Below are 21,913 nucleotides of genomic sequence, written 5' to 3'. Positions count from 1 at the left end.
CCGCACGCCACCCCCCGCTGGGCACCACCCCCACGCAGCCGCCCCGCGACCTGCGGGGGCGCGGGACGGTGACCACCCGCGCCGATACGGTGACAGGGGCGGGCCCGACGGCCCACACTGTCGCCATGGGGGCACGCCCGTGGGTGCTGCACGTCGACCTCGACGAGTTCATCGCCGCGGTCGAGGTGCTGCGCCGCCCGGAGCTCGCCGGCCTGCCCGTCGTCGTCGGTGGCCGCGGGGACCCGACGGAGCGCGCCGTGGTCTCCACCGCCTCCTACGCCGCCCGGGAGCTCGGTGTCGGGTCGGGGATGCCCCTCAAGGTCGCGGTCCGCAAGGCGCCCGATGCCGTCCTCCTGCCCGTGGACGCGCCGGTGTACGAGGAGGCGTCCGAGCACGTCATGGCGACGCTGCGGGCGAGCGGGGCCGTCGTCGAGGTGCTCGGCTGGGACGAGGCCTTCCTCGGGGTGACCACCGCGGACCCGGAGGCGTTCGCCCGCGGCGTCCAGGAGGCGGTGCTCGGCTCGACGGCGCTGCACTGCTCCGTGGGCATCGGCGACAACAAGGTGCGCGCGAAGATCGCCACGGGCTTCGGCAAGCCTCGCGGCGTCTTCCGCCTCACGGCCGAGAACTGGTTCGACGTCATGGGCGCCCGGCCCACCATCAGCCTGTGGGGGGTGGGCACCAAGGTCTCCAAGCGCCTGGCCACGCACGGGGTGACGACCGTGGCCGAGCTGGCAGCAGCGGCCGATGACGTCCTCGTCGCCGAGTTCGGACCACGGATGGGACGGTGGTACGGCGAGCTGGGGCGGGGCCTCGGGCCCGCTGAGGTCGACGACGCCCCGTGGGTCGCCCGCGGCCACAGCCGGGAGACGACCTACCAGCACAACCTCACGTCACGGGAGGAGGTGCTCGCGGCGGTGCGTGCCCTCGCGGCCGCGGTCGCCGAGGACACGGCCCGGGAGGGACGCCCGGTCTTCCGGGTCACGCTCAAGGTCCGCTACGCGCCGTTCGTCACCAAGGTCATCGGGCGCAAGCTCCCGGCCGCGACGAGCGACCGGGAGCGGATCGTCGAGGCGGCCCTGACCCTCGTCGAGCGTATGGAGCCGGGGCGCGAGGTCCGGCTCCTCGGGGTACGGGCCGAGATGGTCATGCCCGAGGGCGGCGACCCTGCCGAGCGGACGCCCGTCCGGGGGCGGCTCTGAGCCGCTCGGTGCCGGCGCGAGGGCCAGCCGGCAGTCGGGCGGCCGGCGGGACGGACCTGCGCGCGGGACACGGACGTCGCACGCGCCGCCCGCCCACGCCCCGGGTCGCCGTGGACGTGGGCGGGCCGCTGCGGGCGCCCCGCCGAGCCGACCCTGTGGGTCAGCCGCGCCGGCGCCGGGCGAGTGCCCGTGCCGCGGAGAAGACGACCGCACCCCCCACGATCCACGGCCCGGCCACGAGGACCGGGTCGATCGGGTGGTGCGCCGTGTCGGCCCGCTTCTGCCCGAAGCGGGAGGCGATCGGCGAGTCCTCCGCGAGGACCCCCGTCTCGGTGACAGGGTTGTCCGGCCGGGTGGTGAGGAAGGAGCGCAGGTGGCTCTCGACGGCGTCGACGCGGTCGGCACCGAGGAGGAGGAGCCAGTGCGCCGCCCGCGCCTCGCTGAACGAGCGGTAGGCATACTTGCGGATCGCCCCGGAGAGCCCCGCGGGCGGGGTCGACGTGCCGAAGACGGGCGTGAGGCGCTCGTGCTCGACGGACCGCTCGCGCGGCCACTTCTCCTCCTGCTGCTCGGGCAGGTCCCAGTGGGCGCCCGTGTCGAGGGCCTGCTCGCGCGGGAAGGCGGGGCGGTCGGCGGGGTCGAGGTCGGCGCCCCAGCCCGGGATGCGCGCGCGCAGCTCCTCCGGGCTCGGGGGCGGGACGGGCGTGTCGGCGGTGTACGGCATGGTCCCTCCCTTCAGCTCGCGCCCGTGACGACGAGCGGCTTGATGCAGTCGTCGAGCTTGGCGGAGAAGAGGTGGTAACCCTCCGCGATGTGCTCGAGCGGGATGCGGTGCGTGACGATGTCGCTGGGCTTGAGGTAGCCGGCGCGGATGTGCTCGAAGAGCCGCGGCCACTGCCGCTTGACCGGGCACTGGTTCATCCGCAGGGTGAGGCCCTTGTTCATCGCGTCCCCGAACTTCACGGCGCTGAACATGGGCCCGTAGGCACCCATGACGGAGACGGTCCCACCCTTGCGGACCGCGTCGATCGCCCAGTTGAGCGCGATCGGCGACCCGCCCTGGAGCTTGAGCTTCGTCGCGGTGACGTGCTGGATGAAGTTCCCGTCCGCCTCGGCGCCGACGGCGTCGATGACCGAGTCCGCACCGAGGCCGCCAGTGATCTTCTTGAGGTGGACGACGATGTCGTCGTACTCGGCGAAGTTGTACGTCTCCGCGTGGGCGAACGTCCGTGCCTTGGCGAGGCGGTACTCGAGGTGGTCGATGACGATGACCCGGCCGGCGCCCATGAGCCACGCGGACTTCGCCGCGTACAGGCCTACCGGTCCGGCGCCGAGGACGACGACGGTGTCCCCCTGCACGATGTCCGCGAGCTGGGCGCCGAAGTAGCCGGTGGGGAGTGCGTCGGTGAGCATGAGCGCGTCCTCGTCGTCCATCCACTCCGGGATGAGCGTGGGGCCGACGTCGGCGAACGGGACGCGGACGTACTCGGCCTGGCCGCCGTCGTAGCCGCCGGTCGTGTGGGAGTAGCCGTAGATGCCCCCGACGGCGGTCGCGTTGGGGTTGACGTTGTGGCAGTTCGAGTACAGCCCGCGCGCGCAGAAGAAGCAGGAGCCGCAGTAGACGTTGAACGGGACCATGACACGGTCCCCGGGCTTGAGGTTCTGCACCGAGGAGCCGACCTGGTCGACGACCCCGATGAACTCGTGACCGAACGTCGTCCCGACGCGGGTGTCCGGCATCATCCCGTGGTACAGGTGCAGGTCGGAGCCGCAGATCGCGGCCGCCGTCACCCTGACGACAGCATCGTTCGGATGCTCGATCGCCGGGACGTCCTTCTCCTCCACGCGGATCTTGTACGGCCCGCGGTACACCATTGCTCGCATGAGCGCCGCCTCGAAAAGTCGGTTTGCCTGGACGTCGCCAGCATCACACGGGCGCGTCCGGTCCGCCGCTCGAGCGGGAGGGTGGGCGGGTCAGTCCCGGGTGCGACCGTCGCGGTGACCACGGGCGCGCAGGCGCGCCTCCTCGGCGCGGACCGCCTCGTGGGTGGCGCGCTCCGCGCGGAGCCAGGACGGCATCTCGGCGAGGAGCGTCTGGACCTCGTCCGTCGTCAGCGGCTCGGTGATGCCGCCCCGGGCGAGCCCGGAGGTCGACACGCCGAGGCGCCGGGCGACCTCGGGGCGCGGGTGGGGGCCGTTGCGGCGCAGGTCGCCCAGCCACTGCGGCGGGTTGGCCTGCAGCTCGTTCAGCTCGTCGCGGCTGACCACGCCCTCCTGGAACTCGGCGGGCGTCGCGGACAGCAGCACGCCGAGCTTCTTCGCGGCGGTCTGGGGCTTCATGGTCTGCGGCGTGGTCATGGCACGAGCGTAGGTGCTGGGCGGGCGGCTGCGGGCCTGCACTAGCCTCGAGGCACCAGCGCGACGACGGAGGACGACATGACCGAGCCCTTCCGCGTGCGCTTCGCACCCGGCGTCATGCCCGGCAAGTGGGTCCGCACCTGGCACGCGCGCACCCCGGACGCACCGTTCGAGTCCGGTCCGGTCGAGGAGGCCGAGCAGGTCGAGGTGCTGCGCTCCGGCGCGGCCGACATGTGCTTCGTCCGCCTGCCGGTGAACCCCGCCGGGCTGCACGTCATCCCCCTCTACGAGGAGGTCACGGTCGTCGCGACGGCCAAGGACCACCCGGTGGCCGCGTTCGACGAGGTCGACGTCGCCGACCTCGCCGGCGAGCACCTCCTCCAGGATCCCGACGACGTCCCCCAGTGGCGTGACCTCGCGGACGAGGTGCGCGACGGGACGCGGGTCGCCGTGCCCGCGATGACCGTGCCGCAGGCGCTCGAGGTCGTCGCCTCGGGCGCGGGCGTCCTCGTCCTGCCGATGTCCGTCGCGCGTCTGCACCACCGCAAGGACGTCGTCCACCGGCCGGTGAGCGACCTGCCCGGGTCGCGGATCGGTCTCGCGTGGCTGAGCCAGAACGAGGACCCGCGCGTCGAGACGTTCATCGGCATCGTCCGCGGCCGCACCGAGCAGAGCTCGCGCGCCACCGGTGCGCCAGCCGCGGCGACGGAGGCGCGTGCGGGCAAGGACGGCCGTGGGACGAAGGGCGCCCAAGGCGGCAAGGGTGCCGGGGGCGCCAAGGGTGGAGGGGGTGCCCCTCATCCCCGCGCGGCGAAGGGGGCCGGGTCGGGCAAGGCGGGGCGGGGGACGCGCGGGTCGTCCGGCGGGCGTCGCGGCGCGCCCCGCGGCCGCAGCCGATAGGCATCCCGGTCGTTGCCGCGCGGCGTCGTCGTTGCGTCGACGCCCCCGCTACGTCGTCGTCTGGGAGCGCAGCCGCTCGGGGATGCGGTTCCGCTCGTAGGTGATGTCGGTGTGACCGTGCGGCGCGGGGTTGCCTGCGTCGTCGAGGTTGACGAAGACGATGGTGTCGATCGTGAGGATGCGCTTGCGGGTGAGGAGGTTGCGCACCTCGGCCCGCATCGTCAGCGATGTCCGGCCGAACCGCGTGGCGACGAGACCCATCTCGATGATGTCGCCCTGCTCGGCGGAGCTGAGGAAGTTGATCTCGGACATGTACTTCGTCACGACCCGCTCGTTACCGAGCTGGATCGTCACGTAGATCGCCGCCTCCTCGTCGATCCAGCGCAGGAGGCTGCCGCCGAAGAGCGTGCCGTTGGCGTTGAGGTCCTCGGGCCGGATCCACTTGCGGGTTCGGAAGTTGATGTCGTCGTCAGGCTCTTCCATGCCCCCAGGCTAGGCGCCGGACCCTCCCGCGGCCCGGCCGCACAGCGGCGATGTGACGAGTTCCATCTGCTGCCTCACGCCCCACGGCCCCACGGCCGAGGCCCACGCCCGCACGACCCCGGCCCACGCCCCACGCCGCCCGCCAGCGCCTGCACCACCCCACCGCCCCGAGGTGTTCGCCGCGCCCGTTCCTGCAGGCCCCCGCGGGTTCTCGTGGGACGTGCCTGTTCGAGCACGCACGCTCGACCGTTGAGGGCGCGGCGACGAATGCGGCGCGCGTGGCGGACCGGGGGCCGGAGGGGGATCGCGGCGTGGCGGCGAGCCGGGGCATGGCGGTACGTGGGCGCGCCCTCGCCGGCTCCCCGGACGGCGGTGCCGGCTCGCCCGGTGAGAGGATGGAAGCAGCAACGCCGACCCCGATCACGGAGGTGAGCCGCATGGCTCTGCCCAACGACGACAACCCGAAGTTCTCCGCCTACGCGCACCCCGAGCGCCTCGTGAGCACCGAGTGGCTCGCCGCCCACCTCGGCGAGCCCGGCCTCGTCGTCGCCGAGAGCGACGAGGACGTCCTCCTCTACGAGACCGGCCACATCCCGGGCGCGGTGAAGATCGACTGGCACCTCGACCTCAACGACCCGGTCCGCCGCGACTACGTCGACGGCGAGGCGTTCGCCGCCCTCATGGCTGCCAAGGGCATCACGCGGGAGACGACGGTCGTCCTCTACGGCGACAAGAACAACTGGTGGGCCGCCTACGCCATGTGGGTCTTCACGCTCTTCGGCCACCCCGACGTCCGGCTCCTCGACGGCGGACGCGCCACGTGGACGGCCGAGGGCCGGGAGATGACGACCGACGCCCCGACGCCCGCCACGACGGACTACCCCGTCATCGAGCGGGACGACACGCGCGTGCGCGCCTTCCGGGAGGACGTCGAGGCGTTCCTCGGCGGCCAGCTCGTCGACGTCCGATCGCTGCCCGAGTACACCGGCGAGCGCACCCACATGCCGGACTACCCCGAGGAGAGCAGCCTGCGCGGGGGCCACATCCCCGGCGCCGAGTCGGTCCCGTGGGCGCGCGCGGCCAACGAGGACGGCACGTTCCGCAGCCGCGAGGAGCTCGCCGCGATCTACGAGGAGGAGAAGGGGCTCAAGCGGGACGAGCCCGTCATCGCCTACTGCCGCATCGGGGAGCGCTCGAGCCACACGTGGTTCGTCCTCGAGCACCTCCTCGGCTTCTCCGACGTGCGCAACTACGACGGGTCCTGGACCGAGTGGGGCAACGCCGTGCGCGTGCCGGTCGTCACGGGCGAGGAGCCCGGCGAGGTGCCGGCCCGATGAGCGAGGAGCTGCCGGACTCCTTTGCGGAGATCGTCGAGGACTTCACCGCCCTGACGATCCCCGACCGCCTGCAGCTGCTCCTCGAGTTCAGCCGCGGCCTGCCCGAGCTGCCCGAGCGGTACCTCGAGCACCCCGAGCTCCTCGAGCCCGTCCCCGAGTGCCAGTCCCCGGTCTTCCTCCTCACCGAGGTCGACGGCGTGGGGGAGGACGCGAGGGTCAACCTCTTCTTCTCCGCCCCGCAGGAGGCACCGACGACGCGCGGGTTCGCCGGCATCCTCCACGAGGGCCTCGACGGTCTGTCCGCGCGCGAGGTGCTCGGCGTCCCGGCGGACGTCTACAACCGCCTCGGTCTCGCGGACGCCGTCAGTCCGCTGCGGCTGCGCGGCATGGCGGGGATGCTCGGGCGCATCAAGCGTCAGGTGCGGGAGAAGCTCGCGGCTCAGTGAGCGCTCGGCGCTGACGCCCCGCGATGGTGACGGCGGGGCGGCCGTCGTCATCAAATGGCAGGATGGCCCGATGCCCAAGATCCAGGGCGGCTCGCTCGCCGAGCACCGTGCCCGCACGCGCCGCGCCCTCTTCGAGGCCCTGGCGCACCTGCTGCGCGAGCGGACGCTCGACTCGATCAGCATGGCGGACCTCGCGGCGGCGGCCGGCGTCGGGCGCACGGCGGTGTACAACCACTTCCCGGACAAGGAGGCGCTTCTCCTCGCCTTCATCGAGGACGAGACGCGCCGCTACGCCGAGGACCTCCGGGAGGCCCTGGCCGAGGCGACCGGCGCCGTCGAGAGGCTGACGGTCTACGTCCGCGAGCAGGCGCGGCTCGTCGGCTCGGGCCACCTCCCTCACGGCGTCGACGTGCGTCGGGCGATGTCGGCCGCATCGCGCGGGCGGCTGCGTGAGCACGTCGGGCTCGTCGAGGCGATCCTGCGGGCGATCCTGCGCGAGGGCATCGACGCGGGTGAGCTGCCCGACCAGGACCTCGACGTCGTCGTCCCTCTCATCCACGGCTGCCTCGGGACCGGGACTGTCCCGTCGAGCGCGGCGGAGGGTGAGCGCCGGCTCGCCGCGACGCACCGGTTCGTCCTGCGAGCGGTCGGGGTGCCCGCCGACCGGATCGACGCCATGCCGGTCACCGGCGTCGCCGACGCGCCCGCCAGGCGGCCGGCACCGGACGCCGACGACGCGCCCGGCAGCGGGCCGGCACCCGGCGAGGGCGTGCCCGCAGGCCGCGCCTCGTAGGGCCCCCGGCACCGACGGGCGTGCCGACCGGCCGCGCCTCGTAGGCCGCCGGTCCTCACCGGGCGCCGCTCAGGCGCGCGGCTGGCGCTGCGCCCACTCCGCGAGGTCGACGCGCGGGCCCGTGTAGAAGGGCACCTCCTCGCGGACGTGCCGGCGCGCGCCGGTCGCGCGGAGCTCGCGCATGAGGTCGACGAGCCGGTGGAGCTCGTCCGCCTCGAACGCGAGGATCCACTCGTAGTCGCCGAGGGCGAACGCCGAGACGGTGTTGGCACGCACGTCCGGGTAGTCGCGCGCCGCGAGCCCGTGCTCACGGAGGAGGTGGCGGCGCTCGTCGTCGGGCAGGAGGTACCACTCGTAGGAGCGGACGAACGGGTAGACCGTGAGGTAGTCCCGTGGCGCCTCGCCCGCGAGGAAGGCCGGCACGTGGCCGCGGTTGAACTCCGCGGGCCGGTGGAGCGCGGCGACCGACCACACGGGAGCGAGGTGCGTTCCGAGCGCGCTCGCGCGCAGCCGGTGGTAGGCGCCTTGGACGTCGCGCGGGTCCGCCGCGTGCCACCACACCATGAGGTCGGCGTCGGCGCGGAAGCCGCCGACGTCGTACCAGCCGCGCACCTCGACGCCGGAGCCGGCGACGGCGTCCGCCGCCGACGCGACGACGGCGGCACGACGCTCGGCGTCGTCCGGGAGGGGCTGCGAGAGCGCGAAGACGCTCCACATCGTGTACCGGGTCTCGGCGTTGATGCGGTCGGTCTCGGCGCGCGTGGGCACGTGGTGCTCGGTCACGTCTGTCTCCAGTCTCAGGCGGTCGGGACGGCGCGCTCGCAGGCGGCCGGGACGCCGGTGGGCTGCCCGGCGCGCAGCAGGCAGCACCCGGGCGGGCAGACGTCGTGCCAGGGACCGCTGGGGCCGAGGGCCGCCCGGTCGGGTGCCTCGCCGCGCTCGGCGGCGGCGCGCTCGACGAGCAGGTCGACGAGCGCCGAGACGAACGCCGGGTGGGTCCCCACCGTCGCGGCCCGCTCCATCCGCACGCCCAGCTCCTCGGCGGTCGCGTTCGCCTCCGTGTCGAGGTCGTAGATGACCTCCATGTGGTCGGAGACGAACCCGATGGGCGAGACGACGACGGCGCGCGTCCCGGCGGAGTGGAGGTCGGTGAGGGCGTCGTTGACGTCCGGCTCGAGCCACGGCGTCGCCGGGTTCCCCGAGCGCGAGCAGTAGGTGAGCTGCCAGGGCAGCTCGCGCCCGAGCCGTTCGCCGGCCCGCTCGGCGACCTCCCGGGCGATCTCGAGGTGCTGGGCGCTGTAGGTGAGCCCGCCGTTGGGACCACCGGCCCCGGAGGCCGCCTCCATCGCCGTCGGGATGGAGTGGGTGACGAAGACGAGCGGGGCGGCGGCCGCATCGGCGCCGAGCCGCTCGTAGGCGGCGACGACGGCGTCGACGTTCCCCGCCACGAACCCGGGGTGGTTGTAGTACTGGCGCGTCTTGTCGATCGCGAGCGTCCGGCCGTCGGAGGCGAGCTCGGCGAGGGCGGCCGCGATGTCCTCCCGGTACTGCCGGCACCCCGAGTACGAGGCGTAGGCGCTCGTCACGAGCGTGAGGACCCGGCGTGCACCGGCCTCGTGGAGGTCGCGGAGCGCGTCGACGAGGTAGGGGTCCCAGTTCCGGTTGCCCCACACGACGGGGACCTCCACGCCCGCGTCGGTGAGTGCGGCCTCCAGCGCGGCGAGGAGCGCGCGGTTCTGGTCGTTGATCGGGCTGCGCCCGCCGAAGGCGTAGTAGTGCTCCCCGACCTCCGCGAGCCGCTCGTCGGGGATGCCGCGCCCGGCGGTGACGTTGCGCAGGAACGGCACGACGTCCTCGGGCGCCTCGGGGCCGCCGAAGGACAGGAGGAGGACGGCGTCGTACGGGGTGAGGCTCATCGGGCGGTTCCTTGGCTCTCGGGCGCGGGGGTGGCTGCGGTGAGGTCGGTGAGGGGCACCCCGAGGACCTGCTCGAGGGCGAGGAGGTGCTCGGACGTCCGGCCCTCCTGCGCGGCGCGGCGCGCGCGCACGGTGGGCGTGTGGGCGAGGCGCGCGGCGAGCCGGCGCAGGGCGCGCTGGGCGTGCTCGACGGGCACGGTCCCGCCCTGCGGCAGGCGCTCCAGCTCGTCGGCGACAGCGGCGTCGAGCGCGGCGCGCAGGGCGACGACCGCCCGGTCCGCGGCCCGGCCCTCGAGGTCGAGCGCGTACCGCTGCACCGCCTCCGCGACGAGCGCGCGGGCGCGCTCGACGTCGGTGCGCGTCGCGGCCGGGGTGTGCCGGCGCACCGTGGCGAGGTCGACGACGACGACGCCGGGCACGGCGGCGACGTCCGCCTCGACGTCCGGGCGCAGCGCGAGGTCGACGACGACGAGCGGCTCGTCCCCTCGGTCCCGGGCGGCCGCGGCGACCGTGGCGGCGTCGAGCACGGGGGCGCCGGTGCCGCGGCACGTGACGACGAGGTCGACGCCGGCCAGCGCCGCGGCGAGCCCGTCGGCGGGGACGGCGCGCACGCCGTGGCGCTCGGCGAACCCGGCGGCACGGCCGCTGCCGGACCACACGACGACGTCGGTGCACCCGCGCTCACGCAGCGCCGCGAGGCTCGCACCGGCGTAGGACCCGGTGCCGAGGAGGAGTGCGCGGTGGCCGGCGAGGGTCGCGCGGGGCACCCCGGAGGCGTGCGGGTCCGCCGGGGCCCCGTCCGCGCGCCGGCACGCCTGCGCGTGGGCGGCGGCGAGGTCGAGGGCGACCGAGACGACCGAGCGTCCGGCACGGGCGAGGTCGGTCGCGAGCGCGACCTCCCGGGACGTGCGGGCGGCGTGCTGGAGGGCGCGCTCGAGCAGCGGCGTCGTCGTGCCGGCCTCGCGCGCCGCGCGGAGCGCGCGTCGCACCTGCCCGGCGATCTCTCGCTCGCCGACGACCATGGAGTCGAGGCCGGCCGTCACCCCGAAGAGGTGGCGCACGGCGTCCTCGCCGCGCAGCTCGCTCAGGCGCGTGGGTGTCTCGGACGCCGCGTGCTCGGTGTGCGCGGCGAGGATCGCCCGGGCAGCCGCTGCGGCGCCGTCCGGGTCCTCCGTGTCGAGGTAGAGCTCGACGCGGTTGCACGTGGCCAGGACGACCGCGCCGCGCACCCCGGGGGCGGCGACCCAGGCGGCCGCGCCGGCACGCTCCACCGCCGCGCCGACGAGGTCGATGTCGGCGAGGTCGAGGTCGTGGTGGTTCGCGGAAAGGAGGAGAAGGGCCACAAGGCCCTTAGTGAACCATTCCGGTGCGGGCCGGGCACAATGGCGTGCGTGAGAGATCCCGCACCCCCGGGCGAGCGCCCGCAGGAATACGCCCGTCCCGCCCTTCTCGAGGCCTATTCCGCCCGCCGTCCCGCCCGTCTGCCCGTGTGGTTCATGCGCCAGGCCGGCAGGTCCCTGCCGGAGTACCGCGCCGTTCGCGAGGGCACCGGCATGCTCGAGGCCTGCCTGCGGCCCGAGCTCGCGGCCGAGATCACCGTCCAGCCCGTGCGCCGCCACGGCGTCGACGCCGCCATCTTCTTCTCGGACATCGTCGTGCCCCTGCGCACGGCGGGCGTCGACGTCGAGATCGTCAGCGGGGTCGGCCCCGTCGTCGCCGAGCCGGTGCGTTCTCCCGCGGACGTCGACCGGCTCGTCGCCCGCGACGCCGGTGAGTCCTCCGCGGTCGCCGAGGGCGTGCGGCTCGCGAGCGCCGAGCTCGGCGCCACGCCGCTCATCGGGTTCGCCGGCGCCCCGTTCACCCTCGCCGCCTACCTCGTCGAGGGTCGGCCGTCACGGGACCACCTCGCCGCCCGCGGCCTCATGCACGCGGACCCCGAGACGTGGCGCCGACTCATGGAGTGGGTCGCGGACCTCACGGGCGCGTTCCTGCGCACGCAGGTCGGGGCGGGGGCCCGTGCCGTCCAGCTCTTCGACTCGTGGGCGGGCTCGCTCGCACCCGCGGACTACGCCGCGCACGCGGCCCCGTACAGCGCCCGCGCGCTGCGCCACGTCGCCGACCTCGACGTACCGGTCGTCCACTTCGGCACCGGAACGAGCGAGATCCTGCCTGCCATGCGCGACGTCGGGGCGGACGTCGTCGGTGTCGACTACCGGCTCCCGCTCGACGAGGCGAACCGGCGCCTCGGCGGGCGCACCCCGCTCCAGGGCAACATCGACCCGGCGCTGCTCACCGCGCCGTGGGAGGTCCTCGAGCGCCACGTCCGCGACGTCGTCGCGCGCGGCTCCGCCGCACCCGCGCACGTGCTCAACCTCGGCCACGGGGTCCCGCCGACGACCGATCCGGGCGTGCTCACGCGCATCGTCGAGCTCGCCCACTCGCTGTGACGCACGCCGACGCCGTCGTCGTGGGGGCCGGCATGGCGGGGCTGACCGCTGCGCACGCCCTCGTGCGCCGGGGCCTGCGCCCGGTGGTCCTCGAGGCGGCGTCGGCTCCCGGCGGGAGCGTCGTCGGCGGGACCGTCGGGGCCTACGAGGTGGACCTCGGGGCCGAGTCGTTCGCCTTGCGGGGTGGGCGGGTGGCCGCGCTCGCCCGGGAGCTCGGCCTCGCGGTGGAGGAGCCTGCCGGCGCGGGATCGTCCGTGTGGGCGCCCGGCCCCGACGGGCACGAGCGTGCCCTGCTGATCCCGCCGGCGAGCACGCTCGGCATCCCCTGGGACCTCGACGCCCCGGAGGTCGCGGCCGCCCTCAGCCCCGGCGGTCTCGCGCGCGCCCGGAGCGACGCGGGCCTCGGGCCCGAGGCGGGCGCCGACGCCGGGGACCTCGCCACGCTCGTCCGCACGCGGATGGGTGAGGCCGTCCTCGAGCAGCTGGTGCGGCCGATCGCCGGCGGCATCCACTCCACCGACCCCGAGAACCTCCACGTCGACGCCGTCGCACCGGGCCTGCGCGCCGCCCTGCGCGTCCACGGCTCGCTCGCCGCGGCCGTGCGCGCGCTCCGGGCGGACGCGCCGGCAGGCGCCGTCGTCGCGACGACGACCGGCGGGCTCTTCCGCCTGCCCCGCGCCCTCGCCGCGGCGGTGTCCGCCGGTGGCGAGGTGCGCACCAGCACGCACGCCGTCGACGTGCGCGCGCGGCCCGGCGGGGCGTGGGAGGTGCGCGGGGTCGGGCCGGGTGGCGAGGAGCGGTGGGTCGCGCCGCGGGTGGTCGTCGCGACGCCGGGGCCACAGGCAGTGCGTCTCCTCGCCGGCGTCGTCGACACCAGTGACGTCGTGCTCCCGCGGGGGCGGGACGTCACCCACGTCACCCTCGTCGTACGCTCCGGGGCGCTCGACGCCGCGCCCCGCGGCGCCGGGTTGCTCGTCTCGCCCCGTGCCAGGGACGTGCGAGCCAAGGCACTCACCCACGCCACCGCCAAGTGGCGCTGGCTGGGGGAGGCGACGGCGCCCGCCGTCCACGTCGTGCGCCTGTCCTACGGCGGCCCCGGCCGGTCCACCGCCGGGGTCGGGCCCGACCTCGCGGCCCGCGAGCTCGCGCTGCTCCTCGGGGTCGAGCCGCCCGAGGTCCTCGCCGCGCGCGTCGTGCGGTGGCGCGAGGCGCTCGCGCCGTCGGCCGGCGCTCTGCCGCCCGTCGCACGCCTCCGCGCCGACCTCGCGGGCCTGCCGGGCCTCGCGGTGACGGGCGCGTGGGTCGTGGGGACCGGTCTGGCGGCCGTTGTCGCCGACGCGGACGAGGTCGGGGCAGGGGTGTGAGACGATCACCACAATTGTTCTGACACAGCGTCACGTCGTTCCTCGGCAAGGCCCCGCAATGTGTGCGTGAATTGCCCAGGGCGGGCACGCCGGAGGCCATCTCGGCGCCATTTCGTGACAGTAATGTCAGAATCGATCTGACGTACCTGTCAGGTACCCGGCTCGGGTATTTGTGCGACCGGTGCGAGACTGGACGCGTGACCTCTTCGACCCGAGCGCTGCGGATCGGCACGCGCGCGAGTGCGCTCGCCATGACCCAGACGGGGACGGTCGCCGACGCGCTGCGCGCGCGCACCGGGCGGCCCGTCGAGCTCGTCCAGATCCGCACGGAGGGGGACCGGTCGACGGCGTCGCTCGCAAGCCTCGGCGGCACCGGCGTCTTCGCCGCCGCCCTGCGCAGCGCCGTCCTCGACGGGCGCTGCGACCTCGCCGTGCACTCCCTCAAGGACCTGCCCACTGCCCGCCAGGAGGGGCTGACCGTCGCCGCGGTGCCGCCCCGTGCCGATCCGCGGGACGCGCTCTGCGCCCGCGAGGACTGGGACCTGGTGACCCTGCCGCACGGAGCGCGGATCGGCACCGGCTCCCCCCGCCGCGCGGCCCAGCTCCTCGCCGCCCGGCCCGACCTCACGGTCCTCGACATCCGCGGGAACGTCGGCACCCGCCTTGCGCGGGTCGCCCCAGGTGACCTCGATGGTGTCGTCCTCGCCCGCGCCGGGCTCGAGCGTCTCGGTCTCCTCGAGCACGTCAGCGCCACGCTCGAGCCGGACGTCATGCTCCCCGCGCCCGGCCAGGGGGCGCTCGCGGTCGAGTGCCGCACGCAGGACCTAGGGACCGGACCGCTCGCCGCGGTGATGGCGGTGCTCGAGGACACGCCCAGCCGCCTCGCCGTCACGGCTGAGCGCGCCGTGCTCCGTGAGCTCGAGGCCGGCTGCGCCGCGCCCGTCGGTGCCTGGGGCCGCGTCGCCGGCGCGGACGGGACGGGCCGCGCGCTCACCCTGCGGGCGGTCGTCGTCGAGCCGGGGGGTGCCCGCCGGTTCGAGCGCTCGCTCACGGCGAACCTGCCCGACGGCGACCCAGCGGCCGCCGTCGCCGCCGCGGACGACCTCGGCAGCGCCGTCGCGCGCGCCCTCCTCGACGACGGGGCTGCCGCGCTCGCGGGACTGGCCGGCCGGTGACGGCGGCTGCCCTGAACGGGCGCCGCGTCCTCGTCCCGCGGGCGAGCGCCGCCGACCCGCTCGCCCTCGCGGTCCGCGCGGCCGGCGGCGAGCCGGTGCCCGCAGCCCTGACCCGCACGGTGGGCGTCCCCGACCCGGACGAGCTCGACGCCGAGCTCGGCGTGCTGCGGCGCGGCGCGTACGCGTGGCTCGCCGTCACGAGCGCGACGACGGTCGGTGTCCTCGCCGAGCGGGCCGCGCACCTCGGGGTGCCCCTCGCCGACCTCGCCGCGCGCTGCCGCGTCGCCGCCGTCGGTCCAGCGACGGCGGCGGCCCTGCGCCACCACGGGGTCCGCGTCGACCTCCTCCCGGACGGGGAGTCGAGCGCGGCCGCTCTCGTCGCGGCCTGGCCCTCCGGCGACGGGGACGTGCTCCTGCCCCGGTCGGCGATCGCCGCTCCCACTCTCGCCGCGGGGCTGCGGGGCGCCGGGTGGCGGGTGCGGGACGTCGACGCCTACACGACCGTCACCGGTGAACGGGAGCCCGCCGTCGCGTCCGACCTCGCCTCCGGCGCCCTCGACGTCGTCCTCCTCACGTCGACGAGCACGGGCCGCGCGCTCGTCGAGCTCTACGGCGTCCCGGGCCCGGCGGTCCGGGTGTGCGCGATCGGGGAGACGACGGCGCGCGCCGCGCGCGAGGCAGGCCTCACCGTCCACGCCGTCGCGCGGCGCCAGAGCCCAGACGGTCTCGTCGCGGCAGCCGCCACCGCCCTCGCCCCCGCCCCGTCGGAGCCCGCTCTCGACCCCGCCCCGCCGGCGCCCGCCCTCGTCCCCATCCCGCCCGAGCCCGCCCCTGCTCCGCCGGACCGTTCCCCGCACAGATCGGAGACCGCTCGATGACCGACCTCCCCGGCCCCGGCCCCCAGAGCCGCGCCACTGTCCGCGCGCGACCGCGCCGCCCGCGCGCCGCCGCTGCCCCGGTCCTGCCCGAGCGGCCCCGGCGGCTGCGCACCTCCCCGGCCCTGCGGCGGCTCGTCGCCGAGCACCGTGTGGCCCCCGCGGACCTCGTCCTGCCCGTCTTCGTCAAGGAGGGCCTCGACGATCCCGCGCCGATCGCCTCGATGCCCGGCGTGCACCAGCACACCCTCGACAGCCTGCGCCGCACGGCGGTCGCGGCGGCCGAGGCGGGCGTCGGCGGCCTCATGCTCTTCGGGGTGCCCCTCGTCCGGGACGCCGTCGGCTCCGCGGCGAGCGACCCGGACGGCATCCTCAACGTCGCGCTGCGCGCCGTCACCGAGGAGGTGGGGGACGCCGTCGTCGTCATGGCGGACCTGTGCCTCGACGAGTTCACCGACCACGGCCACTGCGGCGTCCTCGACGCCGCCGGCACGGTCGACAACGACGCGACGCTCGGGCGGTACGCGGACATGGCGCTCGCCCAGGCGGAGACCGGCGCCCACGTGCTCGGCCTCAGCGGGATGATGGACGGTCAGACCGCGGCCGTGCGCGCCGCCCTCGACCGCGCCGGTCACACGGGCACCGCCCTGCTCGCCTACTCGGCCAAGTACGCCTCGGCGTTCTACGGGCCCTTCCGCGAGGCCGTCGACTCTGCGCTCACCGGGGACCGCCGGACCTACCAGATGGACCCCGCCAACCGGCGGGAGGGCCTGCGCGAGGCGACGCTCGACGTCGCCGAGGGTGCCGACCTCGTCATGGTCAAGCCGGCGATGAGCTACCTCGACGTCCTCGCCGACGTGGCGGCCGCCTCGCCCGTGCCCGTCGCCGCCTACCAGGTCTCGGGGGAGTACGCGATGGTCGAGGCCGCTGCCGAGCGCGGGTGGATCGACCGCCGGCGCGCGATCGAGGAGTCCGTCGTCGGGATCCGACGGGCGGGTGCTGACGTCGTCCTCACGTACTGGGCGACCGAGCTCGCGGGGTGGCTGCGATGACCGGCCGGTCCGGGGAGCTCTTCGCTCGCGCCAACGGCGTCATCCCCGGCGGCGTGAGCTCCCCCGTGCGTGCCTTCGGCTCCGTGGGCGGCAGCCCCCGGTTCATCGCCTCCGCCCGCGGCGCGTACATCACCGACGTCGACGGGCGGGAGCGGGTCGACCTCGTCGGCTCGTGGGGGCCGGCGCTGCTCGGGCACGCCCACCCCGAGGTCGTCGCCGCCGTGCAGGAGGCCGCGGCCCGCGGGCTCTCCTTCGGTGCCCCCACCGAGGCCGAGGTGCTCCTCGCCGAGGCCGTGCGCGAGCGCGTGCCCGGCGCGCGCAAGGTCCGGTTCGTCTCGACGGGTACCGAGGCGACGATGACGGCGGTGCGGCTCGCCCGCGGTGCCACCCGGCGCGACCTCGTCGTCAAGTTCGCCGGCTGCTACCACGGGCACCTCGACGCGCTCCTCGCCGACGCGGGCTCGGGCGTCGCCACGTTCGCGCTGCCCGGCTCGGCCGGCGTCACGGACGCGAGCGCGAGCGAGACGCTCGTCGTGCCCTACAACGACGTCGCAGCCCTCGAGGCGGCTTTCGCCGCCCACGGCGAGGACATCGCCGCGGTCATCACCGAGGCGGCCCCGGCCAACATGGGCGTCGTCCCGCCCGACCCCGGGTTCAACGCCGCCGTGCGCCGGGTCACCGCGGCGCACGGGGCGCTCATGGTCCTCGACGAGGTCCTCACGGGCTTCCGGGTGGGTCCCGCCGGGTGGTGGGGCCATGAGCACGCGGCCGGGCAGACGTGGGAGCCGGACCTTCTGACGTTCGGCAAGGTGCTCGGCGGGGGCATGCCGCTCGCCGCGCTGGCCGGGCGCGCCGAGCTCATGGACCTCCTCGCCCCGTCCGGGCCCGTCTACCAGGCGGGCACCCTCTCGGGGAACCCGCTCGCGACGGCGGCCGGGCTGGCGACGCTGCGCCTCGCCGACGACGCGGTGTACGCCCGTGTCGACGCCGCCGCGCGCGCCGTGGCCGACGCCGTCGGGGCGGCCCTCGACGCGGAGGGTGTCGCCCACCGCGTCCAGCGGGCCGGCAGCCTCTTCTCCGTCATGCTCGGCGAAGGCGCCGCCCGGGACGGCGTCCGGGACTACGCCGGGGCCCGGGCGCAGGAGGCGTTCCGCTACCCGCCGTTCTTCCACGCCATGCTCGACGCCGGCGTCGCCCTGCCGCCGTCCGTCTACGAGGCGTGGTTCCTCTCGGCCGCCCACGACGACGACGCCGTGGGCCGGGTGCTCGAGGCGCTGCCCGGGGCGGCGCGGGCAGCGGCCCGGGCGGTCGCGTAGCCCGGGACCCGGCCTGGGCCACGCGTGGCACGGCTGCCCCCGACCGGCGGCCGCGCGACGTCCTAGCCCGGTGGTGCGCGCCGCCGAGGGCCTCGACGAGAGGAGGGAGCCGCTGCTGAGCAGCGGCTCCCTCCTCCGTCGGTGCGGTGCTGGTCGGGCTGGGCCGGTCAGCCGTCCTGGCGGAGGGCCTCACGACGGCGCGACGCGACGAGGGCGGCGAGTGTGCCTGCCGCGAGGAGGGCCAGCGCCGCGAGCGCCGGGGCGGAGGCGTCGAGCCCCGTCTCCGGCAGGCCGCCGCCCGCCCCGCCGTCCCCGCCTGCGCCGCCCGGGCCACCCGGACCGGTCGGGCCGGTCGGCGCGCCCGGGCCGTCCGTCGGGCCATCCGTGGCGCCCTGCGTCGGCTCCACGTCCCCGTCGTCGGTAGGCAGGCCTGTGGTCGGTTCCTCGGTCGGGTCGACGGTGGGCTCACCGGTCGTGGGCTCCTCGGGCTCACCGGTCGTGGGCTCCTCGGTGGGCTCACCGGTCGTGGGCTCCTCGGTGGGCTCACCGGTCGTGGGCTCCTCGGTCGGCTCGCCCGTCGTGGGCTCCTCGGTCGTCGGCTCCTCCGTCGGCTCCTCGGTGGGCTCCTCGGTGGGCTCCTCGGCCGGCACGGTGACGGTCAGGTCGTCCGTGACGCCGTTGACCGTCACCGCGAGGGTCGCCGTCCCGCCGGTCACGGCGGTGAGCTCGCCGGTGCGGGGGTTGTAGCGCAGGACGTCTCCGGACTCCTCGGGGGTCCCGTCGGCCGGCACGGAACCGTCGTCGACGAGGACGCCGTCGCCGCTCCACTGCGCGGACACGGGCCACGCGACGGGGACCACGCGGCCCTCGTCCTGCGTGAGGACAGCCGTGGCGGGGGCGCTCTCGCCCACCGCGAGCGTCGTCGGGCCGCTGAGCTCGAGGGCGTCGACCCGCGCCACGACCTCGGCCCGCATCCACGCGAGGCGCGCGGTCGGGACGGCCGGCACGTCGCCGACGACCCCGGCCGAGGGGTTGACGCCGAGCATCGTCCACCCGGTGAAGCCTCCGGTGGCCGGGGTACCGCTCGGCCCCTTGCCGGCGTTGCCGTTGACGAGGTGGCTGACGCCCTCCTGCGCCCGGGCGTGGAAGATCCCCACGTGGGCGTTGAGGGCGGCGACGGACTTCCCGGAGTCCCGGCGGAACTGCCCGAGCGTGCGCTCGAGGGCTGCCGCCTCCACCCGGTCGGTGAGCTGGCTCAGGGCGCCGGGCAGCGGGTCGCGCGTCGGGTGGTGGGAGAAGACGAGCGCGCCCGTGAGCGTCGGGTCAGCCGCGACGGCGGCGAGCTCGCGCTCGAGCATCTGGAGCTGGTCGATACCTCCGCCGAGGAGCGTGCCGGTGCTCGTGTCGAGCGTGATGACCCGGGTGCGGTCGACCGTCAGCGCCTGGTGCGTCGCCCCGAACTCGGCGATGAAGTTCTCGATCGAGCCGCCCATGATCTCGTGGTTACCGGGGACGTAGACCCAGGGCAGCGCGTCACCGACCTCCTCCTCGAGGACGTCGCGGGCGAGTGTGAGGTCCTCCGGTGCCGCCTCGTCGACGAGGTCCCCGTTGATGACGAGGAGGTCCGGCTCGGCCGCGACGATCTCGGCGAGGGTCCGCCGCGCGGCGGCGACGATGTCCGAGCCGGGGTTGCGCCCCACGAACTGCGCGTCGGACATGACGGCCACACGGAGCGCGCGGTCGTCGACGGTGCCATCGGTGACGATGACGGGGTCGTGCACGGGCTCGACGACCGGAGCGTCGACGTCGGCGGTGATGACGACGGACATCGGGCCGACCGTGACGTCACCGGCGTACTGCGCCTCGGGCCGGATCTCCATCATGCGCACGCGCTGGAGCGTGAGCGGGAACGCCGTCCCCTGCGGGATGGTGAACTCGACCTGGCGCCACCCCTCCCAGTCGACGTCAGGCCCGTCGAGGTTGGTGACGACGCCGTCGCCGGTCTGGACCTGCAGGCGCGGCCACTCGCCGTCGCCGGAGCCGTTGAGCCACATGACGATCGAGCGGGGGCGGCCGGGGAGCTCGACCGGCTCGGGCGCGATGGCGTAGGCGCCGCGGGTGGCGGTCGAGGCCGTGAAGTCGTACTGCATGCGCAGGCCGTGCGTGCCGGGCTCCGGGCCCGCGGCGGGGTCCATGGTGAAGTCCGGTGCCCGGGCGTTCTCGGTGCGCCACTCGGCCGCGTCGGAGAGGTCGAGCCCGGGGACGGGGGTCTCGGCGACCCCGACGGACAGCGCCAGCTCGACTCGCTCGTCGCCGACGGTGAGGACGGCGGTGCCGCCGCCGTCGTCGGTCGTCGGGGTGATGGTGAAGGCGTCGACCCCGGAGGCCTCGACCTCGAACCCGGCGGGCGCCTCGATGCTGACGTCGGCGGTCTCGACGACGGACTCGTGCCCGTCGGCGTCGTAGGCCATGAGGTGGACGGTCTCGGTGTCACCGGCGTCCTCGACGGCGATGACGTTGCGGTCGGCGCGGACGTGGTCGAGCTCGCCGAGGACCTCGAGCTGGGTCGTCGCCGTGAGGTCGCCGGCGCTGTAGGCGACCGTCGCGACGCCACGGTGCTCGCCGCGGACGACCGCGCTCGAGCCGGTCGCCTCGGTGACGCTCACCGCGCCGGAGCCGGTGGTGAAGGCGCCCTCGGCCTCGACGGGTGCGAGGTTGGCGTCGAGGCCGACGCCGGCGAGCGTGCGCCGCAGCCCCGGGATGACCGTGGACGCGCCGGGCCGGCTCGAGACGGGCTCGACGGCGACGTCGCTGAGCGCGCCCGCGGGGGCGGAGGAGAAGAAGGCGAGCGCGTTGGGGACGGGGCGCTCCCCGCCGTCGGAGGGGCGGTTGAGCACGGTCGTGCCCGCCTCGCCGGCGAGGCGACCGACCATCGTCGTCGAACCGCCGCCGTCGAGGTTGACGGCGTCGTACGCGCCGAGGTCGAGCATGAGCTCGCCCAGCTCGATGAGGGACATGCCGCGACCGAAGTGGGCACGGCCGTCGAGGGCGACGACGAACATCCGCCTCCCGTCCGCGCTCACGCCCACGGCGGTGCGCGGGTGGACCGTCGCGTCCGTCGCCGTGACGACGCCGTCCGTGACGATCGCGGCGCTGCCGGTGAGGGCGACGTCGACGTCCGCGCTCGCGGCGATGTCGACGCTCACGGTGTCACCGACCTCGAGCCCCCCGACGAGGTCGGCCCCGGCCTCGCGGCCGAGGAGGACCATGCCGTCGGCCGGGACGGCCGGCTCGCCGGCGCCGGTGGCGACGGCGGTGACCGTGCCGTCGACGACCGTCGCGCGCCGGACGTCGCCGGAGATACCGGCACCGGGGCCACCGACGGGCCGGTCGAGTGTGTGGGTGCCCCACGCGGGGGTGTAGATCCCGATCGCACCGGCGGCGAGGTGCGGGGTGTTGACGCCGCCCGCGTCGTGCGTCGTCCCGTCGATGGTGACGGTCGCCGCCGCAGAGATCGCCTGGACCGCCGCGAGCCCGTCCGCGACGGTGACGGCGGGGTACGGCGTCGCCGAGCCGTTGAGCATGCCGTCGCTCGAGACGGCGGTGCCCCGCGCGGCGTTGGAGAAGTTGATGTCGAAGAAGTCGCCGTTGACCGCGGCGACCGCGCCGGACCGCGCGGCGTGCTCCGACGCCGTCACGGCCTCGGTGACCCGACCGGAGTTGACCGCGTCCACCGACAGCGTGGGGACGGACAGGTCAGCGACCATGACGGCGCCGGCCGTCCAGCCGCCCTCCTCCTCGCGCGAGAACCGCGTGACGTCCAGCCCGGGGGCGATGCGGTCGGTCTCGGCGTCGACGAAGACGCCGTCGCCGACGAGGTCCATCCCGTGCGGTGCCCCGGGCGCCGCGAGCACCGCGGCGGGCGCCGGCTGGCCGACCTGGGCCCCGCCCAGCGGCGTCGCGGCGGCGGACCCGACGAGCGGGGTAGCGGCGAGCGCCGCACCGAGGACGACGGCGGCGGTCCTGCGGGACCAGCCGCCCGGGGCGTGGACGGATCTCGGCATCAAGCTCTCCTTCGATGGCGTGCGGGCACGACGACGTCGTCGCGGTCTAGCCGCACTGTGCCAACGGGAAGCAGGCGCGTCAACAGTTTTCATACTCTGTTCACGCAGGTAACGACGTTTCGCTACTCCCGGTTCACCGGGGGGTCACCGAGCCCCGCGCCCCCGGGCAGTGAGCCCGACGCGGG

The 21,913-nt window shown here is 75.5% G+C and carries 19 protein-coding genes; 11 read left to right on the top strand and 8 right to left on the bottom strand.

Annotation, left to right across the window (positions count from 1 at the left end; all coding sequences use genetic code 11):
• Positions 1 to 125 precede the first annotated feature (125 nt).
• Positions 126 to 1,202, top strand: coding sequence for a DNA polymerase IV (locus V2J63_RS02530; protein ID WP_331229403.1), 1,077 nt, complete (start codon positions 126 to 128; stop codon positions 1,200 to 1,202).
• A gap of 160 nt (positions 1,203 to 1,362) precedes the next feature.
• On the opposite strand, the gene V2J63_RS02525 is transcribed toward V2J63_RS02530, so the two are convergent.
• From V2J63_RS02525 to V2J63_RS02515, 3 genes are all read right to left on the bottom strand, one after another.
• Complete coding sequence (locus tag V2J63_RS02525; protein ID WP_331229402.1) at positions 1,363 to 1,926, bottom strand: hypothetical protein; 564 nt, start codon at positions 1,924 to 1,926, stop codon at positions 1,363 to 1,365.
• Between the two features lie 11 nt (positions 1,927 to 1,937).
• Complete coding sequence (locus V2J63_RS02520) at positions 1,938 to 3,086, bottom strand: zinc-dependent alcohol dehydrogenase (RefSeq protein ID WP_331229401.1); 1,149 nt, start codon at positions 3,084 to 3,086, stop codon at positions 1,938 to 1,940.
• Between the two features lie 90 nt (positions 3,087 to 3,176).
• Positions 3,177 to 3,560: a DUF5997 family protein gene (locus V2J63_RS02515; protein ID WP_331229400.1), complete on the bottom strand. Its 384-nt coding sequence runs from the start codon at positions 3,558 to 3,560 to the stop codon at positions 3,177 to 3,179.
• Positions 3,561 to 3,638: 78 nt separating this feature from the next.
• Here V2J63_RS02515 and V2J63_RS02510 point away from each other — a divergent pair, with 78 nt between their 5' ends.
• Complete coding sequence (locus tag V2J63_RS02510; protein WP_331229399.1) at positions 3,639 to 4,460, top strand: LysR family substrate-binding domain-containing protein; 822 nt, start codon at positions 3,639 to 3,641, stop codon at positions 4,458 to 4,460.
• Positions 4,461 to 4,508: 48 nt separating this feature from the next.
• Here the strand turns inward: V2J63_RS02510 and V2J63_RS02505 are convergent, their stop codons facing one another.
• Positions 4,509 to 4,943: an acyl-CoA thioesterase gene (locus tag V2J63_RS02505; RefSeq protein WP_331229398.1), complete on the bottom strand. Its 435-nt coding sequence runs from the start codon at positions 4,941 to 4,943 to the stop codon at positions 4,509 to 4,511.
• 437 nt (positions 4,944 to 5,380) lie between these two features.
• Here V2J63_RS02505 and V2J63_RS02500 point away from each other — a divergent pair, with 437 nt between their 5' ends.
• The 3 genes from V2J63_RS02500 to V2J63_RS02490 all read left to right on the top strand — a co-directional run bounded on the left by V2J63_RS02500 (position 5,381) and on the right by V2J63_RS02490 (position 7,519).
• On the top strand, positions 5,381 to 6,280 hold the full coding sequence (locus V2J63_RS02500; protein ID WP_331229397.1) for a sulfurtransferase: 900 nt from the start codon (positions 5,381 to 5,383) through the stop codon (positions 6,278 to 6,280).
• Positions 6,277 to 6,726: a SufE family protein gene (locus tag V2J63_RS02495; RefSeq protein ID WP_331229396.1), complete on the top strand. Its 450-nt coding sequence runs from the start codon at positions 6,277 to 6,279 to the stop codon at positions 6,724 to 6,726. Before V2J63_RS02500 ends, V2J63_RS02495 begins: the two co-directional genes overlap by 4 nt.
• 70 nt (positions 6,727 to 6,796) lie before the next feature.
• On the top strand, positions 6,797 to 7,519 hold the full coding sequence (locus V2J63_RS02490; protein WP_331229395.1) for a TetR/AcrR family transcriptional regulator: 723 nt from the start codon (positions 6,797 to 6,799) through the stop codon (positions 7,517 to 7,519).
• A 69-nt stretch (positions 7,520 to 7,588) separates the two neighbouring features.
• Here V2J63_RS02490 and hemQ read toward each other — a convergent pair whose 3' ends face one another.
• From hemQ to V2J63_RS02475, 3 genes are read right to left on the bottom strand one after another with little or no spacing between them, the layout of a single operon-like run.
• Positions 7,589 to 8,302, bottom strand: coding sequence for a hydrogen peroxide-dependent heme synthase (gene hemQ / locus V2J63_RS02485; protein ID WP_331229394.1), 714 nt, complete (start codon positions 8,300 to 8,302; stop codon positions 7,589 to 7,591).
• 14 nt (positions 8,303 to 8,316) lie between these two features.
• Positions 8,317 to 9,435 carry a ferrochelatase gene (locus V2J63_RS02480; RefSeq protein ID WP_331229393.1) on the bottom strand — a complete coding sequence of 373 codons (1,119 nt, stop codon included), beginning with the start codon at positions 9,433 to 9,435 and terminating at the stop codon, positions 8,317 to 8,319.
• Positions 9,432 to 10,778 carry a glutamyl-tRNA reductase gene (locus V2J63_RS02475; RefSeq protein ID WP_331229392.1) on the bottom strand — a complete coding sequence of 449 codons (1,347 nt, stop codon included), beginning with the start codon at positions 10,776 to 10,778 and terminating at the stop codon, positions 9,432 to 9,434. The genes V2J63_RS02480 and V2J63_RS02475 overlap by 4 nt, the downstream gene beginning before the upstream one ends.
• A 39-nt stretch (positions 10,779 to 10,817) precedes the next feature.
• On the opposite strand from V2J63_RS02475, the gene hemE reads away from it, so the two are divergent.
• From hemE to hemL, 6 genes are all read left to right on the top strand, one after another.
• On the top strand, positions 10,818 to 11,882 hold the full coding sequence (hemE, locus tag V2J63_RS02470) for a uroporphyrinogen decarboxylase (RefSeq protein ID WP_434056266.1): 1,065 nt from the start codon (positions 10,818 to 10,820) through the stop codon (positions 11,880 to 11,882).
• The gene (locus tag V2J63_RS02465) at positions 11,879 to 13,246 is read left to right on the top strand and encodes a protoporphyrinogen/coproporphyrinogen oxidase (protein ID WP_331229390.1); all 1,368 of its coding nucleotides are present in this window, start codon (positions 11,879 to 11,881) and stop codon (positions 13,244 to 13,246) included. Before hemE ends, V2J63_RS02465 begins: the two co-directional genes overlap by 4 nt.
• Positions 13,247 to 13,443: 197 nt before the next feature.
• A complete protein-coding gene (gene hemC, locus V2J63_RS02460; protein WP_331229389.1) occupies positions 13,444 to 14,421 on the top strand; it encodes a hydroxymethylbilane synthase in 978 nt (325 codons plus the stop codon).
• Positions 14,418 to 15,299 carry a uroporphyrinogen-III synthase gene (locus V2J63_RS02455; protein WP_331229388.1) on the top strand — a complete coding sequence of 294 codons (882 nt, stop codon included), beginning with the start codon at positions 14,418 to 14,420 and terminating at the stop codon, positions 15,297 to 15,299. The genes hemC and V2J63_RS02455 overlap by 4 nt, the downstream gene beginning before the upstream one ends.
• Positions 15,296 to 16,348 (top strand): porphobilinogen synthase, encoded by a 1,053-nt coding sequence (gene hemB / locus V2J63_RS02450; RefSeq protein ID WP_331229387.1) that lies wholly within the window; start codon positions 15,296 to 15,298, stop codon positions 16,346 to 16,348. The genes V2J63_RS02455 and hemB overlap by 4 nt, the downstream gene beginning before the upstream one ends.
• Positions 16,345 to 17,664: a glutamate-1-semialdehyde 2,1-aminomutase gene (gene hemL / locus V2J63_RS02445; protein ID WP_331229386.1), complete on the top strand. Its 1,320-nt coding sequence runs from the start codon at positions 16,345 to 16,347 to the stop codon at positions 17,662 to 17,664. Before hemB ends, hemL begins: the two co-directional genes overlap by 4 nt.
• A gap of 167 nt (positions 17,665 to 17,831) precedes the next feature.
• Here the strand turns inward: hemL and V2J63_RS02440 are convergent, their stop codons facing one another.
• Positions 17,832 to 21,728, bottom strand: a complete 3,897-nt coding sequence (locus tag V2J63_RS02440; RefSeq protein ID WP_331229385.1) for a phosphodiester glycosidase family protein — start codon at positions 21,726 to 21,728, stop codon at positions 17,832 to 17,834.
• Positions 21,729 to 21,913 lie beyond the last annotated feature (185 nt).

The sequence above is a fragment of the Georgenia wangjunii genome (genome assembly GCF_036421975.1).
GTDB lineage: Bacteria > Actinomycetota > Actinomycetes > Actinomycetales > Actinomycetaceae > Georgenia_A > Georgenia_A wangjunii.
This window is presented reverse-complemented; position numbering and strand designations above follow the sequence as displayed.